General features: G+C 69.4%; 14 protein-coding genes. 10 read left to right on the top strand and 4 right to left on the bottom strand.

What is annotated here, in order from left to right:
- Nucleotides 1–117 precede the first annotated feature (117 nt).
- The 10 genes from P8934_RS09495 (at nucleotide 118) to P8934_RS09450 (ending at nucleotide 10,920) form a co-directional block, all read left to right on the top strand.
- The gene (locus P8934_RS09495) at nucleotides 118–1,692 is read left to right on the top strand and encodes an ABC transporter substrate-binding protein (RefSeq protein ID WP_278033968.1); all 1,575 of its coding nucleotides are present in this window, start codon (nucleotides 118–120) and stop codon (nucleotides 1,690–1,692) included.
- Nucleotides 1,693–1,797: 105 nt separating this feature from the next.
- Nucleotides 1,798–2,844, top strand: a complete 1,047-nt coding sequence (locus P8934_RS09490) for an ABC transporter permease (RefSeq protein WP_278033967.1) — start codon at nucleotides 1,798–1,800, stop codon at nucleotides 2,842–2,844.
- Nucleotides 2,841–3,782 carry an ABC transporter permease gene (locus tag P8934_RS09485; RefSeq protein WP_278033966.1) on the top strand — a complete coding sequence of 314 codons (942 nt, stop codon included), beginning with the start codon at nucleotides 2,841–2,843 and terminating at the stop codon, nucleotides 3,780–3,782. The genes P8934_RS09490 and P8934_RS09485 overlap by 4 nt, the downstream gene beginning before the upstream one ends.
- Before the next feature lie 3 nt (nucleotides 3,783–3,785).
- Nucleotides 3,786–4,805: an ABC transporter ATP-binding protein gene (locus P8934_RS09480; protein WP_278033965.1), complete on the top strand. Its 1,020-nt coding sequence runs from the start codon at nucleotides 3,786–3,788 to the stop codon at nucleotides 4,803–4,805.
- Nucleotides 4,805–5,869, top strand: coding sequence for an oligopeptide/dipeptide ABC transporter ATP-binding protein (locus P8934_RS09475; RefSeq protein ID WP_278033964.1), 1,065 nt, complete (start codon nucleotides 4,805–4,807; stop codon nucleotides 5,867–5,869). The genes P8934_RS09480 and P8934_RS09475 overlap by 1 nt, the downstream gene beginning before the upstream one ends.
- Before the next feature lie 64 nt (nucleotides 5,870–5,933).
- The gene (locus tag P8934_RS09470; protein WP_278033963.1) at nucleotides 5,934–6,884 is read left to right on the top strand and encodes a LysR family transcriptional regulator; all 951 of its coding nucleotides are present in this window, start codon (nucleotides 5,934–5,936) and stop codon (nucleotides 6,882–6,884) included.
- Nucleotides 6,881–8,200, top strand: a complete 1,320-nt coding sequence (pepQ, locus tag P8934_RS09465) for a Xaa-Pro dipeptidase (protein ID WP_278033962.1) — start codon at nucleotides 6,881–6,883, stop codon at nucleotides 8,198–8,200. The genes P8934_RS09470 and pepQ overlap by 4 nt, the downstream gene beginning before the upstream one ends.
- A 203-nt stretch (nucleotides 8,201–8,403) precedes the next feature.
- Nucleotides 8,404–9,255, top strand: coding sequence for a hydrolase (locus P8934_RS09460; protein ID WP_347403462.1), 852 nt, complete (start codon nucleotides 8,404–8,406; stop codon nucleotides 9,253–9,255).
- A gap of 84 nt (nucleotides 9,256–9,339) precedes the next feature.
- A complete protein-coding gene (locus P8934_RS09455; RefSeq protein WP_278033961.1) occupies nucleotides 9,340–9,978 on the top strand; it encodes a hypothetical protein in 639 nt (212 codons plus the stop codon).
- 255 nt (nucleotides 9,979–10,233) lie between these two features.
- Complete coding sequence (locus P8934_RS09450) at nucleotides 10,234–10,920, top strand: Crp/Fnr family transcriptional regulator (RefSeq protein ID WP_278033960.1); 687 nt, start codon at nucleotides 10,234–10,236, stop codon at nucleotides 10,918–10,920.
- Here the strand turns inward: P8934_RS09450 and msrA are convergent.
- From msrA to P8934_RS09430, 4 genes are read right to left on the bottom strand one after another with little or no spacing between them, the layout of a single operon-like run.
- Entirely contained in the window at nucleotides 10,901–11,515 is a 615-nt protein-coding gene (msrA, locus tag P8934_RS09445; RefSeq protein WP_278033959.1) for a peptide-methionine (S)-S-oxide reductase MsrA, read from the bottom strand. The genes P8934_RS09450 and msrA overlap by 20 nt on opposite strands.
- A 53-nt stretch (nucleotides 11,516–11,568) precedes the next feature.
- Complete coding sequence (locus P8934_RS09440) at nucleotides 11,569–15,651, bottom strand: translocation/assembly module TamB domain-containing protein (RefSeq protein ID WP_278033958.1); 4,083 nt, start codon at nucleotides 15,649–15,651, stop codon at nucleotides 11,569–11,571.
- Between the two features lie 11 nt (nucleotides 15,652–15,662).
- Complete coding sequence (locus tag P8934_RS09435; protein ID WP_347403455.1) at nucleotides 15,663–17,504, bottom strand: autotransporter assembly complex family protein; 1,842 nt, start codon at nucleotides 17,502–17,504, stop codon at nucleotides 15,663–15,665.
- A gap of 39 nt (nucleotides 17,505–17,543) precedes the next feature.
- Entirely contained in the window at nucleotides 17,544–18,386 is an 843-nt protein-coding gene (locus P8934_RS09430) for a hypothetical protein (protein ID WP_278033956.1), read from the bottom strand.
- Nucleotides 18,387–18,582 lie beyond the last annotated feature (196 nt).

The raw sequence follows: 18,582 nt of genomic DNA, 5'->3' as shown, positions 1-18,582 counted from the left end.
CCGGGCGCATGACCCCTCTCACAATTTCGATTGTGCCTCCATGCCCGGGGTCACTATGTTGTTGGCTGGACCTTCACGGTCATCACCAACAACAAGTCAACCGGCATGGAACGACACATGACTCTCAAGAAGACTCTGCTGGCGAGCGTGATCGGCGCCGCCATGACCACCGCCGTGCTGCCCTCCGTGGCCAGCGCCGAGACCACCCTGCGCATGGCCTACGATGCCGACCCGGTCTCGCTGGACATCCACGAGCAGCTCTCCGGGGGGATCCTCCAGCTCTCTCACATGACCTTCGACCCCCTGGTGCGCTGGAACAAGGACCTCTCCTTCGAGCCGCGCCTGGCCACCGGCTGGGAGCAGGTCGACGACACCACCCTGCGCATGACCCTGCGTGAGGGGGTGGAATTCCACAGCGGCAACGCCTTCACCGCCGAGGACGTGGTCTGGACCGTCGAGCGCCTCAAGCGCAGCCCGGACTTCAAGGCGATCTTCGAGCCCATCGAGAGCGTCACCGCGGTCGACGAGACCACGGTGGAGTTCAAGACCGCCGAGCCCTACCCGCTGCTGCTCAATCTCGCCACCTACATCTTCCCGCTGGACAGCGAGTTCTACAGCGGCACCGCCGAGGACGGCGACCCCAAGGACGAGATCGTCAAGAACGGCAACTCCTTCGCCTCGGCCAACCTCTCCGGCACCGGCCCCTTCACCGTGGTCGAGCACCAGAAGGGCACCCGCATGGAGTTCGACCGCTTCGACGGCTACTGGGACGAGGCGTCCCCCGGCAACGTGGAGCACATCGTGCTCACCCCGATCAGCGAGAACGCCACCCGCGTGGCCGCCCTGCTGTCCGGCGACGTGGACTTCATCGCCCCGGTGCCGCCCAACGACCTGGACCGGATTCGCGAGGACGAGGACGTCAAGCTGGTGACCATGTCCGGCACGCGGATCATCTTCTTCCACATGAACCAGGAGCGCGTCGAGGCGTTCCAGGATCCGCGGGTCCGCCAGGCCTTCGCCTATGCGGTCAACCAGGAGGGTATCGCCGATCGCCTGATGAAGGGCTTCGCCACCCCGGCGGCGCAGTTCTCGCCGCAAGGCTATGCCGGCCATGTCGAGAGTCTCGAGCCGCGCTACGACCTGGAGAAGGCCAAGCAGCTGATGGCGGATGCCGGCTACGAGGACGGCTTCGAGATCTCCATGATGGCGCCCAACAACCGCTACGTGAACGATGCCAAGATCGCCCAGGCAGTGGCCGCCATGCTGGCACGCATCAACGTCACCGTGGACCTCAAGACGCTGCCCAAGGCCCAGTACTGGGGCGAGTACGACGACCGCGCCGCCGACATGATGCTGATCGGCTGGCACGCCGACACCGAGGACAGCGCCAACTTCCACGAGTACCTGACGGCCTGCCCGGATGCCGACAGCGGTGCCGGCCAGTACAACGCCGGCAACTACTGCAACCCGGAGCTCGACAAGCTGGTGGCCGAGGCCAACCTGGAGGTCGACCTCGAGCAACGGGCCGAGATGCTCCAGCAGGTCGAACAGACCCTGCACGACGAGGCAGCCGTGGTGCCCCTGCACTGGCAGGACCTGGCCTGGGCCTCGGCGGACAACGTCATGATCGAACCCATCCTCAACGTGATGAACTTCCCCTACCTCGGGGACCTGGTCATCGAGGACGAGTAAGCCTCCCTCGCGCCGGCCCTCGCGGGCCGGCCATCCGAAACCTGACCCCTGTGACGCGCTCGCCAGCCGAGTGCGTCACCGCGTGTTGCACACGGGACGCCAGCCATGATCGCCTTCCTGATCAAGCGCCTCTTCCATGCCCTGCTGGTGATGTTCATCATCAGCGTCATCGCCTTCGCGATCCAGGACAACCTGGGCGACCCCATCCAGCAGATGGTCGGCCAGTCGGTCCCCGAGAGCGAGCGCGAGGCCCTGCGTGAGCAGTTGGGCCTCAACGACCCCTTCCTGGTCCAGTACCTGCGCTTCGCGGGCAATGCCCTGCAGCTGGACTTCGGCTACTCCTACATCTTCAACCAGCCCACCACCGAGGTGATCCTGCGCCACCTGCCGGCGACCCTCGAGCTGGTCTTCGCCACCACCCTGCTGATCGTGCTGTTCTCGGTGCCGATCGGCGTCTATAGCGCGATCCGGCCCCGGGCCTGGTTGTCGCGCTTCTTCATGGGGGTGTCGATCATCGGCATCTCCATCCCGGTCTTCCTCACCGCCATCATGCTGATCCAGCTGTTCGCCATCGGCGTCTTCTGGTCACCTTTCCCCGCCGATACCGGCTGGGGGGCCTGGCTCAACGACCTGGTCAGTACCGAGGGCGGGATGCCGGCCTACGGACGCGGCAACCCGGTGCCCGTGTTCGGCACCTGGGCGACCAACTTCGCCTCCCTCGAGGGCCTCACCTACCTGGTGCTGCCGGCCATCTCGCTGGCCTCGATCATGCTGCCGCTGTTCATCCGCCTGATCCGCGCCGAGATGCTCGAGGTGCTGCAGTCCGAGTACGTGAAGTTCGCGCGCGCCAAGGGCATCTCGCTGCGTCGCATCTACTTCCTGCACGCGCTGAAGAACACCATGCTGCCGGTGATCACCATGGGCGGGGTGCAGATCGGCACCCTGGTGGCCTATACCATCCTCACCGAGACGGTCTTCCAGTGGCCGGGCATGGGGCTGATGTTCCTCAATGCCATCCAGCGTTCCGACGTGCCGCTGATCATTACCTACCTGATGATCGTGGGGCTGATCTTCGTGATCACCAACACCCTGGTCGACCTGATCTACGGCCTGGTCAACCCCACCGTCAAGCTGACAGGGAAACCCGCATGACAACCACGACCCCCCGGGTGGCGAGCCGCTGGTCGCGCTTTCGCGGCTCCTACCTGCTCTACAGCTTCAAGCGTGACCTGATCGCCCAGCTGAGCCTGGTGGTCTTCATCGCCCTGGTCGCCGTGGCGGTGCTGGCCCCGTGGCTGGCGCCCATGAACCCCTATGACCTGGCGCAGATCGACATCATGGCCTCGGAGCTGCCGCCCTTCTGGGTCGAGGGCAGCGACCCGACCTATCTGATGGGCACCGACGCCCAGGGCCGCGACCTGCTCTCCACGATTCTCTACGGCGCCCGGGTGTCGCTGATCATCGGCTTCGGTGCGGTGGCCCTCCAGGCGCTGCTGGGCGTCAGCTTCGGGCTGCTTGCCGGCTACCTGGGCGGTCGCGTGGATGCCTTCCTGATGCGCCTGGCCGATATCCAGCTGTCGTTCTCCACCCTGATGGTGGCCATCGTGGTGGGCGCCCTGGTCAAGGCGATCTTCGGCGGCGCCACCTTCAGCGCCTATGCGGTGCCGCTTCTGGTGCTGATCATCGGCCTGGCCGAATGGCCCCAGTACGCGCGCACGGTGCGCGCCTCGGTGCTGGCCGAGCGCCACAAGGAGTATGTCGATGCGGCCCGGGTGATGGGCTTCACCAGCCGGCGGATCATGTTCCGCCATATCCTGCCCAACACCCTGTCGCCGATCTTCGTCATCTCCACGGTCCAGGTGGCCAACGCCATCATCTCCGAGGCGGCGCTCTCCTTCCTGGGCCTGGGCATGCCCGAGACGCAGCCATCGCTGGGCTCGCTGATCAAGTCCGGCTTCGACTACCTGCAGTCGGGCTCCTGGTGGATCACCCTGGTCCCCGGCCTGGTGCTGGTGGTGCTGGTGCTGGTGATCAACCTGCTCGGCGACTGGCTGCGCGACGTCCTCAACCCGCGACTCTACAAGGGCTGAACCATGGCACTCCTCGACGTAAACCATCTCGACGTGCGCTTCGCCCTTCGCCGCGGCGATGTCCAGGCGCTGCGCGACGTCAGCTTCAGCCTCGAGCGCGGCGAGCGCCTGGGGATCGTGGGCGAGTCCGGCGCCGGCAAGTCGGTGGCGGCCTTCAGCCTGCTCAACCTGATCGCCAAGCCGGGCTACATCGCCGGTGGCAGTATCCACTTCGACGGTCGCGACCTGACCCAGATGAGCGACCGGGCACTGCGCCATGTCCGCGGCCACCGCATGTCGATGATCTTCCAGGATCCGATGATGACCCTGAACCCGGTGCTCTCCATCGGCGAACAGATGGTCGAATGCCTCAAGGCCCACCGGCGCATCTCGACCCGCGAGGCCCGGGCGATCGCCCTGCGCAAGCTCGAGCAGGTGCAGATCCCCTCGCCCGCGGCGCGCCTGGACCAGTATCCCCACGAACTCTCCGGCGGCATGCGCCAACGGGTGATCATCGCCATCGCCCTGCTGCTCGATCCCGACATCATCATCGCCGACGAGCCCACCACCGCGCTGGACGTGACCATCCAGGCCGAGATCATGGCGCTGCTGCTGGAGCTCTGCGAGAAGCACAACGTCGGCCTTATCCTGATCACCCACGACCTGGGCGTGGTCAGCCAGGTCACCCAGCGCATGCTGGTGATGTACGCCGGCCGGGTGATCGAGCAGGGCCCGACCCGGGAGATCATCAACGACCCCCAGCATCCCTACACCCAGGGGCTGATCAACGCCCTGCCCCAGATGGCCACCCCGGGCAGCCGGCTGAACCAGATCCCCGGCAGCATGCCGTCGCTGGACAACCTGCCGAGCGGCTGCGCCTTCCACCCGCGCTGCGGCTTTGTCGAGCGCGCCGATGGCACCACCCGCCGCGCTTGCATCGACGAGGTTCCCGGTTTCGTGACCTCCGGCAACTGCCGGGTCGCCTGTCACATGGTCGCCGAGATGCTCGACCGCGAACGCATCCCGGCCGAGGAGATTCGCTGATGAGTTCCACCGCCCACGCCCACGCCCAAGCCCCTGGCCAGGCCCCCGAGGCGGCCCGCCCCCTACTGGAGATCCGCGGGCTGGAGAAGCACTTCTCGCTCTCCGGGGATTTCCTCGAGCAGCTCAAGTTCAGGAAGGGCCGGATCGTCCGCGAGCAGAAGCACGTGCATGCCATCAACGGCGTCGACCTGGATATCCAACGCGGCGAGGCGCTCTGCGTGGTCGGCGAGTCCGGCTGCGGCAAGTCCACGGTGGCCCGCACCGTGATGGGCCTGCTCCACCCCAGTGCCGGCGAGATCCGCTACGACGGCCAGCGCATCGACGACCTCTCCCACAAGGCGCTGATGCCCTACCGCCGGCGCATGCAGATGATCTTCCAGAACCCCTATGCCTCGCTCAATCCGCGGATGACCATCCAGCAGACCCTGGAGGAACCGATCCGGCTGCACCACCCGGACTGGTCGGCGCAGCATATCAAGGAGCAGGTGGCCGAGGTGATGGCCTCGGTGGGTATCGCGGCCGACTGGGGCGCACGCTACGGCCACGAGTTCTCCGGCGGCCAGCGTCAGCGCATCGCCATCGCCCGCGCCCTGGCCGTCGACCCGGAGTTCATCGTCGCCGACGAGCCGATCTCGGCGCTGGACGTGTCGATCCAGGCCCAGGTGCTGAACCTGCTGATGGAGGCCCAGCAGCAACGCAACCTGACCTACCTGTTCATCACCCATGACCTGGCGGTGGTCGAGCACTTCGGTACCCGGGTCGCGGTGATGTACTTAGGAAGGGTCTGCGAGGTGGCCCCGACGGCGACGCTCTTCGCCCGGCCGCGACACCCCTACACCCAGGCCCTGATGTCGGCGATTCCGCGACTGGAGGACGACCGGCCCCAGCACATCCGCCTGGAGGGCGAGGTGCCCACGCCGGTCAACCTGCCCTCGGGCTGCGTCTTCCACGGCCGTTGCCCCCATGCCGATGAGCGCTGCCGGCGCGAGATCCCGGCGCTGATCGCCACCGCCGACGGCGGCCAGGTCGCCTGTCACGCCGTGGAGGAAGGGCGCATCGACTGAGGCCCGCCACGCTATGGCACAATGCCGGGGCCGAGACACGGCCGCGGCACGCACGAGGACCGACATGGAACTGCGCTGGCTGGAAGACTTCATCGCCCTGGCCCGGACCCAGCACTTCTCCCGGGCGGCGGAGGAGCAGAACGTCACCCAGCCGACCTTCTCGCGACGCATCAAGCTGCTCGAGGAGGAGATGGGCACCACCCTGGTCAATCGCCAGACCCTGCCGCTGTCGCTGACACCGGCCGGGGAGGAGTTCCTCGGCCTCTGCCAGGAGGTCACCCGACGGGTGGCGGCGACCCGGCAGCGGCTGGTTCACCTGGCCGAGGAACAGGCCGGACAGCTGCGGCTGGCGGCGCCGCAGAGCCTGCTGGCGCACTTCCTCCCCGAATGGCTGGCCGGCTGGGCCTCGCCGCCCCCGCTGACGCCCTACCTGCGTGCCACCGGCTGGCTGGCCAGTGACTTCTTCGAGGCCCTGGCCCGCGACGAGTGTGATCTGGTCCTCTGCTACTGGCCAGCCGGCGCCTGCCCGCTCATGCCCGAGACCGAGGGGCTCGCCCATCACTGCCTGGGCCACGAGCGAATGATCCCGACCTCGCTGCCCGAGGCCGACGGCCGCCCGCGTTTCGCGCTTCAGGCCGGGGGCCGCTTCACCCTGCCACTGATCGCCTACCATCCCCGCGGGCTGATCGACCTGGCCCTGCGCAGCCACCTGGATGAGCTGCCCGGGGCACCACGCTTTCGGGTGCTCCACGAGAGCATCCAGAGCGGCAACATCCGCGAGCTGGTCGGCCTGGGCTATGGCCTCGGCTGGCTGCCCGAACGCACCGTGCGCGACGACCTGGCCGCCGGCCGTCTGGTACGAGCCGGCGATGCGCGCTGGGAGGTGCCTCTCGAGATCCGCCTCTTCCGCCGGCGCGGTCACGGCCCTGCCGTGCTGGAGGCCCTCTGGGAGGCGCTCTCCGGCGGCGCCGCCCATCCCCGTCACACGCCGATCCCCTCACCGGAGTCCCCATGACCACTCCTGTCACGCCCTCACGGCTCGCCCCCCTGCAACGGCACCACCTGGCGTCCCTGCAACGGGCCTACGGCGAGGTGCTCACGCGCCTCGGGCTCGACGGCGTCCTGCTCTACAGCGGCCACCCCCGCCGTCACTTTGCCGACGACCAGGAGGCGAGCTTCGCCGCCTATGGCCACTTCATGCACTGGACCGGCCAGGCCGACCTCGCACGCAGCTGGTTGCTGATCCAGCCGGGCCAGCGACCCAGGCTCAAGGTCCATGCCCCGGACGACTTCTGGCACCTGCCGGCCCACCTGCCCGACGAGGCCTGGGTGGAGACCTTCGACATCGAGATGGGCCGCGACGATGCCCCGCCGGCCCTGCCGGCCGGTCGCTTCGCCGTGCTGGGTGACGTGTCGGCGACGCTCGCCGAGGCGCTCGGTGCCGACCGCAACCCCCCGGCCCTGGTGGGGGCCCTGGACGAGGGCCGCGTCCGCAAGAGCGACTACGAGATCGCCTGCCTGGGCGACGCCAACCGGCAGGCCATGGCCGGCCATCGCGCCGCCCGGGAGACGTTCCTGGACGGTGGCGCCGAGCTCGACATCCAGCTCGCCTACCTGGGCGCCTCCCGCCAGCGCGAGACGGCCCTGCCCTATGCCAGCATCGTCGGGCTCAACGCCCACGGCGGCGTGCTGCACTACCAGCACTACGACAGTGTTCCTCCCTTGAGGCGGCGTAGCCTGCTGCTTGACGGCGGCCATCGCCAGCGCGGGTACTGTGCCGACATCACCCGCACCTGGGCGGGGCCCGATGCCGTCCCCGCCTTCGCGGCGCTGATCGAGGGGGTCACGTCGCTGCAACACCGGCTGATCGGCGAACTGGCGCCGGGTGTCGACTATGTCGCGCTGCACCGGCGCATGCACCGGGGCCTGGGAGAGCTGCTGGCCGACCAGGGCCTGGTCCACTGCACGCCTGAGGCGGCGGTGGACCAGGGCATCACCCGGGCCTTCTGTCCCCATGGTCTGGGCCATTCGCTGGGCCTGCAGGTCCATGACGTGGCCGGCCGGGTGGACGACGCGGGGCGGCCACTGCCGCCGCCCGAGGCGGACCCCGCCCTGCGCCTGACCCGGGAACTAGAGGCTGGCATGGTGGTCACCATAGAACCCGGGCTCTACGTGATCCCCATGCTGCTGGCACCGCTCAAGGAGGGCGCGGTGGGCCGCGACATCGACTGGCCGCTGGTCGAGCGCCTGGCCGACCACGGCGGCATCCGCATCGAGGACAACCTGGTGATCACGCCCACCGGCCATGACAACCTGACCCCGCCGGAGTGACCCGCCGATGGACGCGACCTGGCACGCTGCCGACTTCCGCCCACCCCCGGGGCTTTCCAACCGGCACGTCCAGACCCTGCTGCCCCGCTGCCTGCCACGACCGGTGGTCGACGTCGACACCGAGATCCTAGAACTGCCGGACGGGGACTTCGTCGAACTGGCCTGGGCGCGGCCGCAGCCCGAACGGGCGGACGCCCCCCCTCCTGCTGCTCTTCCACGGGCTCGAGGGCTCGCTGGCCTCGCCCTATGCTCGCCACCTGTTGCACGTCGCTGCCAGCCTCGGCTGGCGCGCCCTGCTGATGCACTTCCGGGGCTGCGGGGCCTTGCCCAATCGCCTGCCCCGGGCCTATCACAGCGGCGACACCGCGGATGCCTACTGGCTGATCGGCCAGCTGGCCCACCGCTATCCGCGCGCCCTCAAGGTGGCCGCCGGGGTCTCCCTGGGCGGCAACATGCTGCTCAAGCTGGTCGCGGAACAGGGCGACAATGGCCTGGACCTGGCCGGGGCCATCGTCATCAGCGCACCGCTGGAGCTCTCGGCCTGTGCCGATACTCTCCACCAGGGCTTCTCCAGGGTCTACGAGCGCCACCTGCTCGGCTCGCTGAAGCGCAAGATGCTCCCTCGCCTGGCAAGTGGCGAACTGCCGCTCTCGATCACCCCGCAGGCCCTCGAGGCCCTTGAGAGCCTGCGCGACTACGACGAGGCCGTGACGGCTCCCCTGCATGGCTTCGACGGCGCCGAGGACTACTACCGGCGTGCCTCTGCCGGCCCCCTGCTGGACCAGGTCGAGCTGCCGATGCTCATCCTGCATGCCGACGATGATCCCTTCATGCCGCCGGCACTGTTCAGGCGTCTCCCCACACCTCCCGGCTCGGTGCGGGTGGAACTCGCCCGACACGGGGGGCACGTCGGGTTCGTGGAGTGGCATCAGGGGCGGCCAGCCAGCTGGCTCGCGCGTCGCGTCGCTCAGCAGCTGGCGGATTGGCAATCGACGATGTCGGCCATCCACTTCGCCCTCGATGCGAAAAAGTGCAAAAAAAATGCAGGTTATTAACCCAGGTTGGCAGACCCTGGCGGCGCCCTTTCCTAGGCTGTTCCTCAGGCATGGTCATCGAGGGTCATTCGAGGCCGCGAGCCCATGCCGTGGATCGAGGTGCCACAAGAGGTGAATCGCATCGTGAACACGCCAAGCGTCACCATCCTGATCGAGGATATCCTGGCCCGGGCCAGTGCGCATGAGCACCAGGCGTACCAACGCTATCGCTGGCTGAGCCTGCGCTTTTTGACCTATCACATCGGCACCAGCAAGCTCATGCAGGCCCTGGCGAGCGAGAGTCAGCAGCGGATCCAGTCCCTGATCGAGGTGTCCGCGTCGCTACCGATCGAGCAGTCTCCGCTTCGGAAGCCGGCCAGGAGGCCCGTGCAGGAATTGCAGGTACAGCCCCACTTCTTCATCTTCGATGATGAGGTGGCGGCTGAGGAACTCAGCCGGGCACTGCTCGAGGAGTGGCGGTCACGGCGCTTCTATGAACGCCTGCAGGCCTACAACGCCATCCCCGATCTGGATGCCTGGTTGAATGACTGTATCGGCCAGCGCCGGGCACAGTTCCAGATTCTCCAGGAAGCACGGGATCAGCTGCCCGGCGTCGCGTTGCCCACCCCGGCGAGTTCGCACGGCGGGCGAACGATCACGTCCTCGGCGCCACCTCGCTGGCGGGAGGGGTCGCCGGCGAACCGCGGGCGAGGGGACCATCGTGGCCAGGCGCCATGGGGATAGGTTCGTGGGCAGTGTCTCTAAGGTGCGACTAGAATACGCCATGAGGAAGGCCTCCCATCGGGCGTTGCCTGTGCCCATGACCCAAAGGAGCATTATCATCTTCGCTTTCCCGCATTGCATGGAGCGGCAGCGGCTTGCCTCGACGACCAGGCGCCGGGCGTGAGCCTTTTCCAGATCGCCATGGGGCGGTTCCTGGACCTGAGTGAAAAGGATAAGCAACTCCTGGCACGGTTCGAGCAAGCGGCCGAGCCAGCCATGAAGAATCAGCGGCTCTGGGGCCCCCGCGACAGGGTGGGCCAGCTGTACATCCTGCAGAGTGGCTGGGCCTGCACCGTCCGCCGCACCGAGGATGGCGAGCGACAGGTCATCGACCTGCTGCTGCCCGGCGAAATCATCGGCCTCAGGGAGTTTACCTTCATGCGGCACGTGACCGAGGCCAGCTTGATCACCCGGGGCATGATCCAGCCGTTCCCCCACGAGGACCTCGTCGACCTCATCGCGGCCTCCACGCCCCTGGCGATTGCGCTCTTCGCCACCATCAGCCGACAGGAGGCCCTCCTTACCGAACGGATGCTCGTCACCCTCCATCGCAGCGCGCGCTCACAGGTGCTGCATTTCATGATCGAGACCTTCTTTCGCCTCGAGAAGTTGCAGCGCGTCGACCTGGCCCTCTTCGAGTTCCCCGTTTCCCAGCGGCTGCTGGGACAGATCCTTGGCCTGTCGCCGGTGCATATCAACCGAACCCTCAAGGCACTGGAGCAGGATCGGGTGCTGAAGAAGCACCGTGCCCACATCGAGGTCTACGACCCGGCGCGCCTGATCCAGGAAGCGGCGTTCGATGCCGAGTACATGAGCGATGCATTAAATGGCCTGAAGGCACGCCTGGCGCAGCTCCAGGCCCCTCGGGCACTCCCTGCCGGCCTCAACCGATCGGGCAGCTGACGCCGGTACCCTTCAGGCCGCAGTAGCCCCCGGGGTTCTTCGCCAGGTACTGCTGATGGTACTCCTCGGCGTAGTAGAAGGCCTCGAGGGGCTCGACCTCGGTGGTCACGGGTCCCCTGCCGCTGCGCGACAGCGCCTCGCCGTAGGCCTCGCGGCTACGTTCGGCCGCCTCGCGCTGGCCAGCGGTGGTGGTGAGGATGATCGAACGGTACTGGCTGCCGATATCATTGCCCTGGCGGTGGCCCTGGGTCGGGTCATGGGCCTCCCAGAACACCCGCAGCAGGGTCTCCAGGTCGACCCGGCGGGGGTCGAAGACCACCCGCACCACCTCGGCATGGCCGGTGCGTCCGCTGCAGGTCTCTTCGTAGGTGGGGTTCGGGGTCACGCCGCCGGCGTAGCCCACGGCGGTGACGTGCACGCCCGGCAGCTGCCAGAAGAGCCGCTCGGCCCCCCAGAAGCAGCCCAGCCCCAGCACGATCTCTTCCATGCCCTCGGGCCAGGGGGGCTGCATGGCGTGGCCGTTGACCAGGTGGGTCCCGCTGATCGGCAGCGGCGTGTCGCGCCCCTCGGGCGCTTGGTCGGGATGCAGTGGCATGGGTGGGGCTCCATCGTACGGTGGATTGTCCGCCTGGCATGGCGGGGTCGTCTTCATGGGCTCGGGGGGTTGCCCGGCAGACTGAAACTGTAGACCAGGTCGACCGCCTGGGCCGCCCCCGAGATCGCCTCGAGATAGAGGCTGCGCCACAGCTGGTAGCGCAGGGTGAGCTCGGCGATAGGCGAGAAGACGCCCACCCCGTAGCCGATGCTCAGGCGCTCGGTGAGGTTGCCGCTGACCACCACCTGGCTCTCCTCCCCGGCCCCGGCAGTGTCGAGGGTCAGGTCGGAGATGCCGAAGGCCTCGCCGATGGCGCCCACGGCGCCGCCGGTCTGTCCCAGGGTGATGCCGATCAGCGCCGAGGTCAGGGCGCCATCGGCGCCGCCGCTGCTGTCCGGTGCGCGGCCGCGCAGCAGGTAGGAGAGCGCGCTGGCCTCGTCCATGGCAGGTTCCGAGAAGATCTCCAGGGTCGGGGCGCTGGCCGAGCCGGTGACGCGCAGGCCGGCAATCACCTCGTCCTGGGTCGCCGCGGGATTGCGGATCGCCTCGAAATCGAGCAGCGGCTGCCCCGGGGGCCCGCTGAAGAAGATGATCCCCTCGCGGATCAGCAGGTCCTGGCCGAAGGCCCGGAAGCGGCCGTCGACCAGGCTGACGTCGCCGAACAGCTGGACAGGCCCGTTCTGCTGGCGCACCTCGAGGTTGCCCGAGAGCCCCGACTCCAGGCCATAGGCCTCCAGCTGCATGTCCGGCCCCAGCGAGAGGGTGATCAGGATGTCGGTGGCCATGCCGGCCCGGGCCATGGCCTCGGCGGTGGACTCGCCGGGCTGTTCATCTGCCGCGGCGGCCTCGGCCTGGGCGGCTTGACGGTCCTGCTCCTCGGTGATGATCACCTCGTCCGGGCTCGGGGCCATGGCCGAGTCGGGCACCTCCCCGGCCTCGAGCCGCGCCCAGGGAATCTCGACCGTGCCGCGGACCTGCAGCCGCTCCGGGGTGGCGCGAATCCTCAGGTCGGGCGCCAGGCGCAGGCGCCCGAACTCGGGCAGCACCGCCAACAGCGGATCATCGACGGCCTGCAGATCGACGGCGGCCTGCCAGCTCCCCGACGCCGGCCAGCGCGCATTGCCCGCGATCTCCAGGCGTCCCTCGTCGGCGGCCAGGAAGCCGTCGATGTCGGCCCGGTCGCCGACCAGCTCCACGACCAGCTCCCCGTCGCGCACCTCCAGCGGCAGGTCCAGGCCGCCGGCCCTCAGCCCGGCCAGGGCGAGCCGGCCATCCAGTCGGGGCGCCTCGCGGGTGCCGCCGATGCGGATATCACCGTCGACTCCCCCTTGCAGGGTCTCCAGGCCGGCGGCCAGGGGCCGATAGGGGGCCAGGCGCAGGTCATCGAGGCGCAGCCGGCCGTCGAGCACGCCCTCCCCCAGCGGCTCGTCGATGGCCAGGGCCAGGCGCAGCTCGCCGCTATCGGCCAGGCCCAGCTCAAGGTCAAGCTCCGCTCGCGCCTCGCTGGCCGCCAGCGCCACGCCCAACGTGGTGCCGGGGACCGACCAGGGCCGACCATAGGCGTCCTCGCCGGTGACCTCGGCGCGGCTGTCGAGGTCGGCGTCCAGTTGCCAGCGCGTCCCGCCGTCTGACCAGCCGGCCGCCAGGGTGCCGGCGCTCTCGCCGCTGATGCGCCACCCCGGCGGCATGGCGGCATCGGCCAGGTCCATGGGCAGGTCGCGGATCTCGAGCGCGGCCCGACCGGTCTCTGCCGAGGCCTCCAGCGGCTCGGTCAGGCACACCTCGCCGCCCTGGCGGCGGGTCAGGCAGAAGGGCGCCACCCGCGCCGACCCCGCGGGCAGGTCGGCCTCGAAGGTCAGCGCCTCGGCAAGGCGGATATCGCCGAAATCGCTGTCGACCTCCAGCGGGGTCAGGACCCCGCGATAGCGTTCCCGGGCGCCGTCCAGCCCGCCCTCCAGGGCCAGGGTCAGTCGCGACAGCGGCATCTGGTCGCCGCCCTCGGCGGCCAGGCGCAGGACATGCTCGGAGAGTCGCCCATCGAGGTCCAGGGTGAGAGCGTCGAGACGCTGGCCACCGGCCTCGAGGCGGCGGACCTCCAGGGCCAGCGCCAGGTCGGGGTCCTCCAGGCCGGCGACCCGGGCCGTCAGGTCGAGCGCCTCCACGGCATTGCCGGCGAAGGCCAGCGAGCGGCCGGTCAGCGCGAGATCGAGCTCCGGCGCCTCCAGGCTGCCCGCCGTGGTGAAGCGTCCGGCCAGGGCACCGCCGAGCCCGGGGTAGAGGCTCTCCAGCGCGGGCATGTCCAGGTCGCCGGCCAGGTCCAGGGCCTCGCGGGTCACCCGCCCGGCCGCGCTGACCCGGTTGGCGCCCTGGCGGAAGTCCAGGGTCTCGATATCCCAGCGCATCTCGCTGTCCCCGGCGAGGACGGCCTCAAGGCTCAGCGGCCGGTCATCGAGCACGCCCTGGAGATCCAGCCCCGGCACCTCGAGTCGCCAGCCCGCCTCGTCCTGGACGAAGGTGAGCTCGGCGCCGCCGCCCAGGCGACCGTCGAGGCCCTCGACGAAGCGGCCGGGGTCCAGGTTGTCAAGCGACAGCGTGGCCTCGACGTCGAGGCCGTCGCGCCAGGCGGCCTGGCCGCGGCTGACCAGCATGGCGCCCTGCTGGTTGACGGTCAGCGGTGACCAGCGGAAGTGCTCGAGGTCGCCACTGCCGCTGAGCAGCAGGTCGGTAGAGGGCAGTGACGGGCCTCGGGCGGTGAGCGACACACGGCTGCGGTAGTCCACCAGGCTGCCCTCCAGGTGCACCGCGAGCCCCTCGACCCGCCAGGGCTCGGCCGGCGCGTCGCCCGCGTCTTCTTGTCGTTCCTCGACTGCCGTCTCTTCCGGCTCGACCGGCGCCGTCTCGTCTTCTGTCGGGTCCGGCGTGGCGTCCCCCTCGCCAGCCGGCGTGGTCTCGGTTCCGTGCAGCGGCCACTGGAGGGCATCGCTCTGCAGCGAGGCGGTGAACGGCAGGGTCGGGTCGAGGGCGTCGAGCCGGGCCACCAGGTGGGCCTCCACCGGCCCCCGGGTGACCAGGTCCACCTCGAGGTCGGCCAGGCTGCCGGCCAGGGCAAGCTCGATGCGCTCCCCTTCCAGCGCCGGCATCCGTTCCGGCAGATAGAGGTCGGCGGCCAGCCGGGCCTCCAGGGGATAGTCGTCGCGAAGCGCCACGCGGGCCTTCAGCTCGGCATCCGCATCGGCGCTGGCCACCGCCAGGGTGTCGACCTCGACCTCCTGGCCGCGGGCGCTGAGGCGCAGCAGCAGCTGCTCCACGCCATACTCCACCGACCCCGCGATCGCGAAGTCTTCGATGGCGAGTTGCGGCACCTCCACGGCGATGGGCAGGGTCACCTCGGGGAGCACGCGCCGCGGCCGTTCGTCCAACGGCAGGTCGGCGAGCCTCTCCAGCTCGGCGGCGGCCGCTGCCGGCAGCGGCGAGCGAACGGCGATGGCCGCATCGATGGCCGCCGCGGTGAGACGGGGGCCATCCTGCTCGGCCTCGCTCAGGGCCAGGCGGGTGCCCGCCGAGAGCGGCAGGGTCAGGCGCGTGCCGGCCAGCCGGGTGGGCAGCAGGGTCAGGGTGTTCTCCTCGGCCCGGAGGCCGGTGGTGAAGGAGTCCCAGGTCAGCCGGGTGCCGTCGGCGAGCTGCAGGGTCACATCACTCAACGACAGCTCGCGCAGTTCCACCGGGAACGGCAGCTGGATCTCCTCGAGGGGCGCGCCGGGCGCCTGCTGCGACTCCACCTCCGGCTCGGCATCCGAGCCGGCCAGGCGGATATCGGCACCCTCCACGGCCAGCCGGTCGAGACACAGCCGGCCCTGCAGCACGCACTCCTCGGACCAGGCCAGTTCGAAGCGGCTCAGGGCGATCTTGGCCGCGCCGGCCTCCAGGCGAAGATCATGCAGCACCAGGCGATCCAGCGGGGCGCCCTCCACGGCACCCAGCTCGTAGAACCCGCGCTTGGCGCCCTGCTCGAGCAGCACGCCGGTGCCCCAGGGCGAGAACGCCAGGCCCAGCAGCAGCAGCACCAGGCCCAGCAGCCACAGCGGCAGGACGATCAGCAGTCGGGCCAGGGCCCAGGTGAATGCAAGGGGTCTCAAGATGGGGACTCTCAGAATTCCGGGCCGATGGCGAAGTGGATGCGATAGGCATCATCCACGTCGAAGGGATGGGCGACATCGAGGCGAATCGGGCCAACCGGGGAGATCCAGCGCACCCCCAGGCCGGCCCCGGTCTTGAGCTCGCTCGGGCCCCAGTCGCTGAAGGCATCGCCGGTGTCGATGAAGCTCGCCGCCCACCACTTGCCGGTGATGCGGCGCTGGGCCTCGAGGCTGGCGGTGAACAGCTGCTCGCCGCCCAGCAGGCGGCCCTCGTCGTCCTCGGGCGCGAGGCTTTCGTAGGCGTAGCCGCGTACGCTGCGATCGCCGCCGGTGAAGAAGCGCAGCGAGGGCGGCACGTCCTCGAAGTCGTCGGTGGTGATGCTGCCGAGGCCGACCCGGCCGACGAAGCGGTTGTCATCGCCGAGCATGCGGATCCATTCGCTGTCGCCGGTGAGGCGCAGGAACTCGGCGGCAGAGCCCCACCAGTCGCTGGAATACTCCACGGCCAGGCGCTGGCGATCGCCCCAGGTGGGAAAGGTGGGATTGCGGGTACGCGTACGCGACCAGCTGATGCCGGGATAGAGCAGCAGCACCTGGTTGGAGACGCCGGCCTGGGTGAAGTCCTCGTAGGTGCCGCGCAGGTAGAGGGTCTGCTCCCAGCCGTTGTCGAACGTCCAGCGACGGGCCGCCTCCACCGTGCTCTCCAGGGTCCGGGTGTCCTCGTTGTCCTTGTTGCGCAGGCCATACTGGAAGCGATAGCTGTCCCGCAGCGGGTCTTCCAGCGGCAGGGTATAGACCCCGGTGAACTGCTGCTCCGGCCCCGAGAGGTAGAGGTCGTGATCCAGACCGTGGCCATAGCGGTTGATCCAGGGCTGGTCCCAGGAGAAGCGCAGGCGGGGCCCCACGTCGGTGGCATAGCCCACCCCCACCTCGAACTGGTGGCGGTCGGCAGGGGTCACCACCACGTCGATGGGCACCTCGGGGACGGCCGGGCGCTGCAGGCCGGCGGCCGCCACCAGCGCCTCGGCGGCGATGCGCGCCCCCCGGTCGACGGACGCCACGCCCTCGACGTCGAGGGACTGCCACCAACCCGGCTCGGCATCCGGCAGGGCCAGTCGAGCCAGCTCCCGGTCGAGGCGCGGGCGCACGTTCACCGAGGCGAACCACTCGGTCTGGCCCAGGCGCTGGTTGAACCTGGCCACCTCGCTCGCCAGGTAGGGTTCCCCGCGGGCGAAGGGGGCCAGCGCCTCCAGCCGGGTGGTCTCGATATGGTGGCCCTGGAAGGTCACGTCACCGAAGCGATGGCGCTGGCCACTCTCCAGCGCCAGGTAGAGCCGGGCGCTGTTGGCGTAGGGCCTGACTTCCATCCGGCGGTCAGCGAAGCGCCAGTCGAAGTAGCCGCGCTCGAGGGCGAGGTTTGCCAGCCGGCTGCGCAGGCTGTCGAAGGGGGCATGGCGCAGGCGATCCCCCTCCGAGAGGGGAAAGGCCTCGATGGCCTCGGTGAAGGGGGCATCCTCGGCGGCGTCGCCGGTCACGGAGAGCGACAGGACCTCGATGCGCACCGGTTCCCCCGGGCTGATGGCGAGCGTCACCCGGGCCGGGTCTTCGGGGTCGTCGAAACGCGGCTCGATCCGCGGCGAGTAGTAGCCGTAGACCCGCAGCGCCTCGCTGCTGCGCCGCAGTACCTCGCTCTCCAGGCGCTCGGGGCTGTACTGCTCGGCCTCCAGTCCGTCGAGATAGAGGCGGACGTTCTCCGCCAGCGGATCCTCGATGCCCTCGATGCTGGCCTCGAGGGCCAGGGCGCCGGGCGCCAGGCCCAGGCAGACTGCCGCCGTCCCCAGGCGTGTGAACACGCGATTATCCATAAGTACCGCTTCCTGACTGGCGACATGTCACTGGCGAAGGGCCTCGAGCTGGGCACTCGTGGCGAGCTGCGCCTGGCGCAGCTCGCGCAGCCCGGACTCGACGTCCCGGAGCCGGTTATCCAGCGTCTCGATCCGTTCCAGGGCATCATCGCGTGATCCCGCCAGGGCTTCAACGTCGTCCGCGAGGTCCGCCAGCGCCTCCTCCAGGGACGCCAGGCGCGACTGCCGAGCATCACGGTGGTCGGCGAGGCGCCCCTCCAGCGCTTCCAGTGCCGTGGCCAGGGTCTCGCGTCGTGCGGCCTCTGCCTCACGGGCAGCGTCGAGGGCGGTCAGTTGCTCGCGCAGCGCGGCGCGCCCCTCCTCCCCTGCCCGCTCCAGGGCATCCAGGGAACGACGGGTCGCGGCCAGAGTCGCCGCCAGGGTGTCGTCCTCGTCGCCTTGGCTGGCAAGGCGAGTCTCGAGGGCATCGACCGCCTCCTCGAGGGGGGCCAGGCGTTCCTGCTGCCGAGTCTCGAGCGTGGCCAGGCGCTGGTCGATGACCGCGTCGACCTCCGCCTCCAGGTTGGCCAGCTCGTCCAGGCGCTCCTGCAGGATGGTGAGGGCCTCCCCCCGACCCGCTTCCGCGTCGAAGCGCGCATGCACGTTGGAGAGCTCGCCGCTGACCCGGGCGAGCTCGGCCTGCAGACGGACGCGCTCCTGCCAGCCGGCCCAGGCCAGGGCGGCACCGGCAACGACGAGAAGCAGCACCAGCAGCCACAGGGGCCATACCCGCGGCGCTGGGGGCTGCCGCCAGCGTGGCGCCGACAGGCTGGCATCCGGGTCCGGTACGATCGGCCGGGTGTACCGGGGGGGATCCGGGCGCTCTGCCATGTCGAACTCCTTCTCTGGGGAACGGGGGTTCCGGGGCCCGGTCGATTGGCGCCCCCGGGACCGGGTGCTATGATGCCGCGACAGCACCGACACATCGTCCTGATAGTGTAAGGTTTTTTGTCATCGGAACGCACGGGGTCCGTCAACGCCAGCTGACGGACCTTGAACCTCGACGTTCCGATGCCGCACCATGGGG

The organism is Halomonas sp. CKK8 (assembly GCF_029625235.1).
GTDB lineage: Bacteria > Pseudomonadota > Gammaproteobacteria > Pseudomonadales > Halomonadaceae > Halomonas > Halomonas ventosae.
Note: the sequence above shows the minus strand (reverse complement) of the source record. Positions and strands in the feature narration are given on the sequence as shown.

Bases quoted from the DNA above. Each gene is read 5' to 3' on its own strand.
- P8934_RS09495 (WP_278033968.1), top strand. From the start codon at position 118: ATGACTCTCAAGAAGACTCTGCTGGCGAGCGTGATCGGCGCCGCCATG.
- P8934_RS09490 (WP_278033967.1), top strand. From the start codon at position 1,798: ATGATCGCCTTCCTGATCAAGCGCCTCTTCCATGCCCTGCTGGTGATG.
- P8934_RS09485 (WP_278033966.1), top strand. From the start codon at position 2,841: ATGACAACCACGACCCCCCGGGTGGCGAGCCGCTGGTCGCGCTTTCGC.
- P8934_RS09480 (WP_278033965.1), top strand. From the start codon at position 3,786: ATGGCACTCCTCGACGTAAACCATCTCGACGTGCGCTTCGCCCTTCGC.
- P8934_RS09475 (WP_278033964.1), top strand. From the start codon at position 4,805: ATGAGTTCCACCGCCCACGCCCACGCCCAAGCCCCTGGCCAGGCCCCC.
- P8934_RS09470 (WP_278033963.1), top strand. From the start codon at position 5,934: ATGGAACTGCGCTGGCTGGAAGACTTCATCGCCCTGGCCCGGACCCAG.
- pepQ (WP_278033962.1), top strand. From the start codon at position 6,881: ATGACCACTCCTGTCACGCCCTCACGGCTCGCCCCCCTGCAACGGCAC.
- P8934_RS09455 (WP_278033961.1), top strand. From the start codon at position 9,340: ATGCCGTGGATCGAGGTGCCACAAGAGGTGAATCGCATCGTGAACACG.
- P8934_RS09450 (WP_278033960.1), top strand. From the start codon at position 10,234: ATGAAGAATCAGCGGCTCTGGGGCCCCCGCGACAGGGTGGGCCAGCTG.
- msrA (WP_278033959.1), bottom strand. From the start codon at position 11,515: ATGCCACTGCATCCCGACCAAGCGCCCGAGGGGCGCGACACGCCGCTG.
- P8934_RS09430 (WP_278033956.1), bottom strand. From the start codon at position 18,386: ATGGCAGAGCGCCCGGATCCCCCCCGGTACACCCGGCCGATCGTACCG.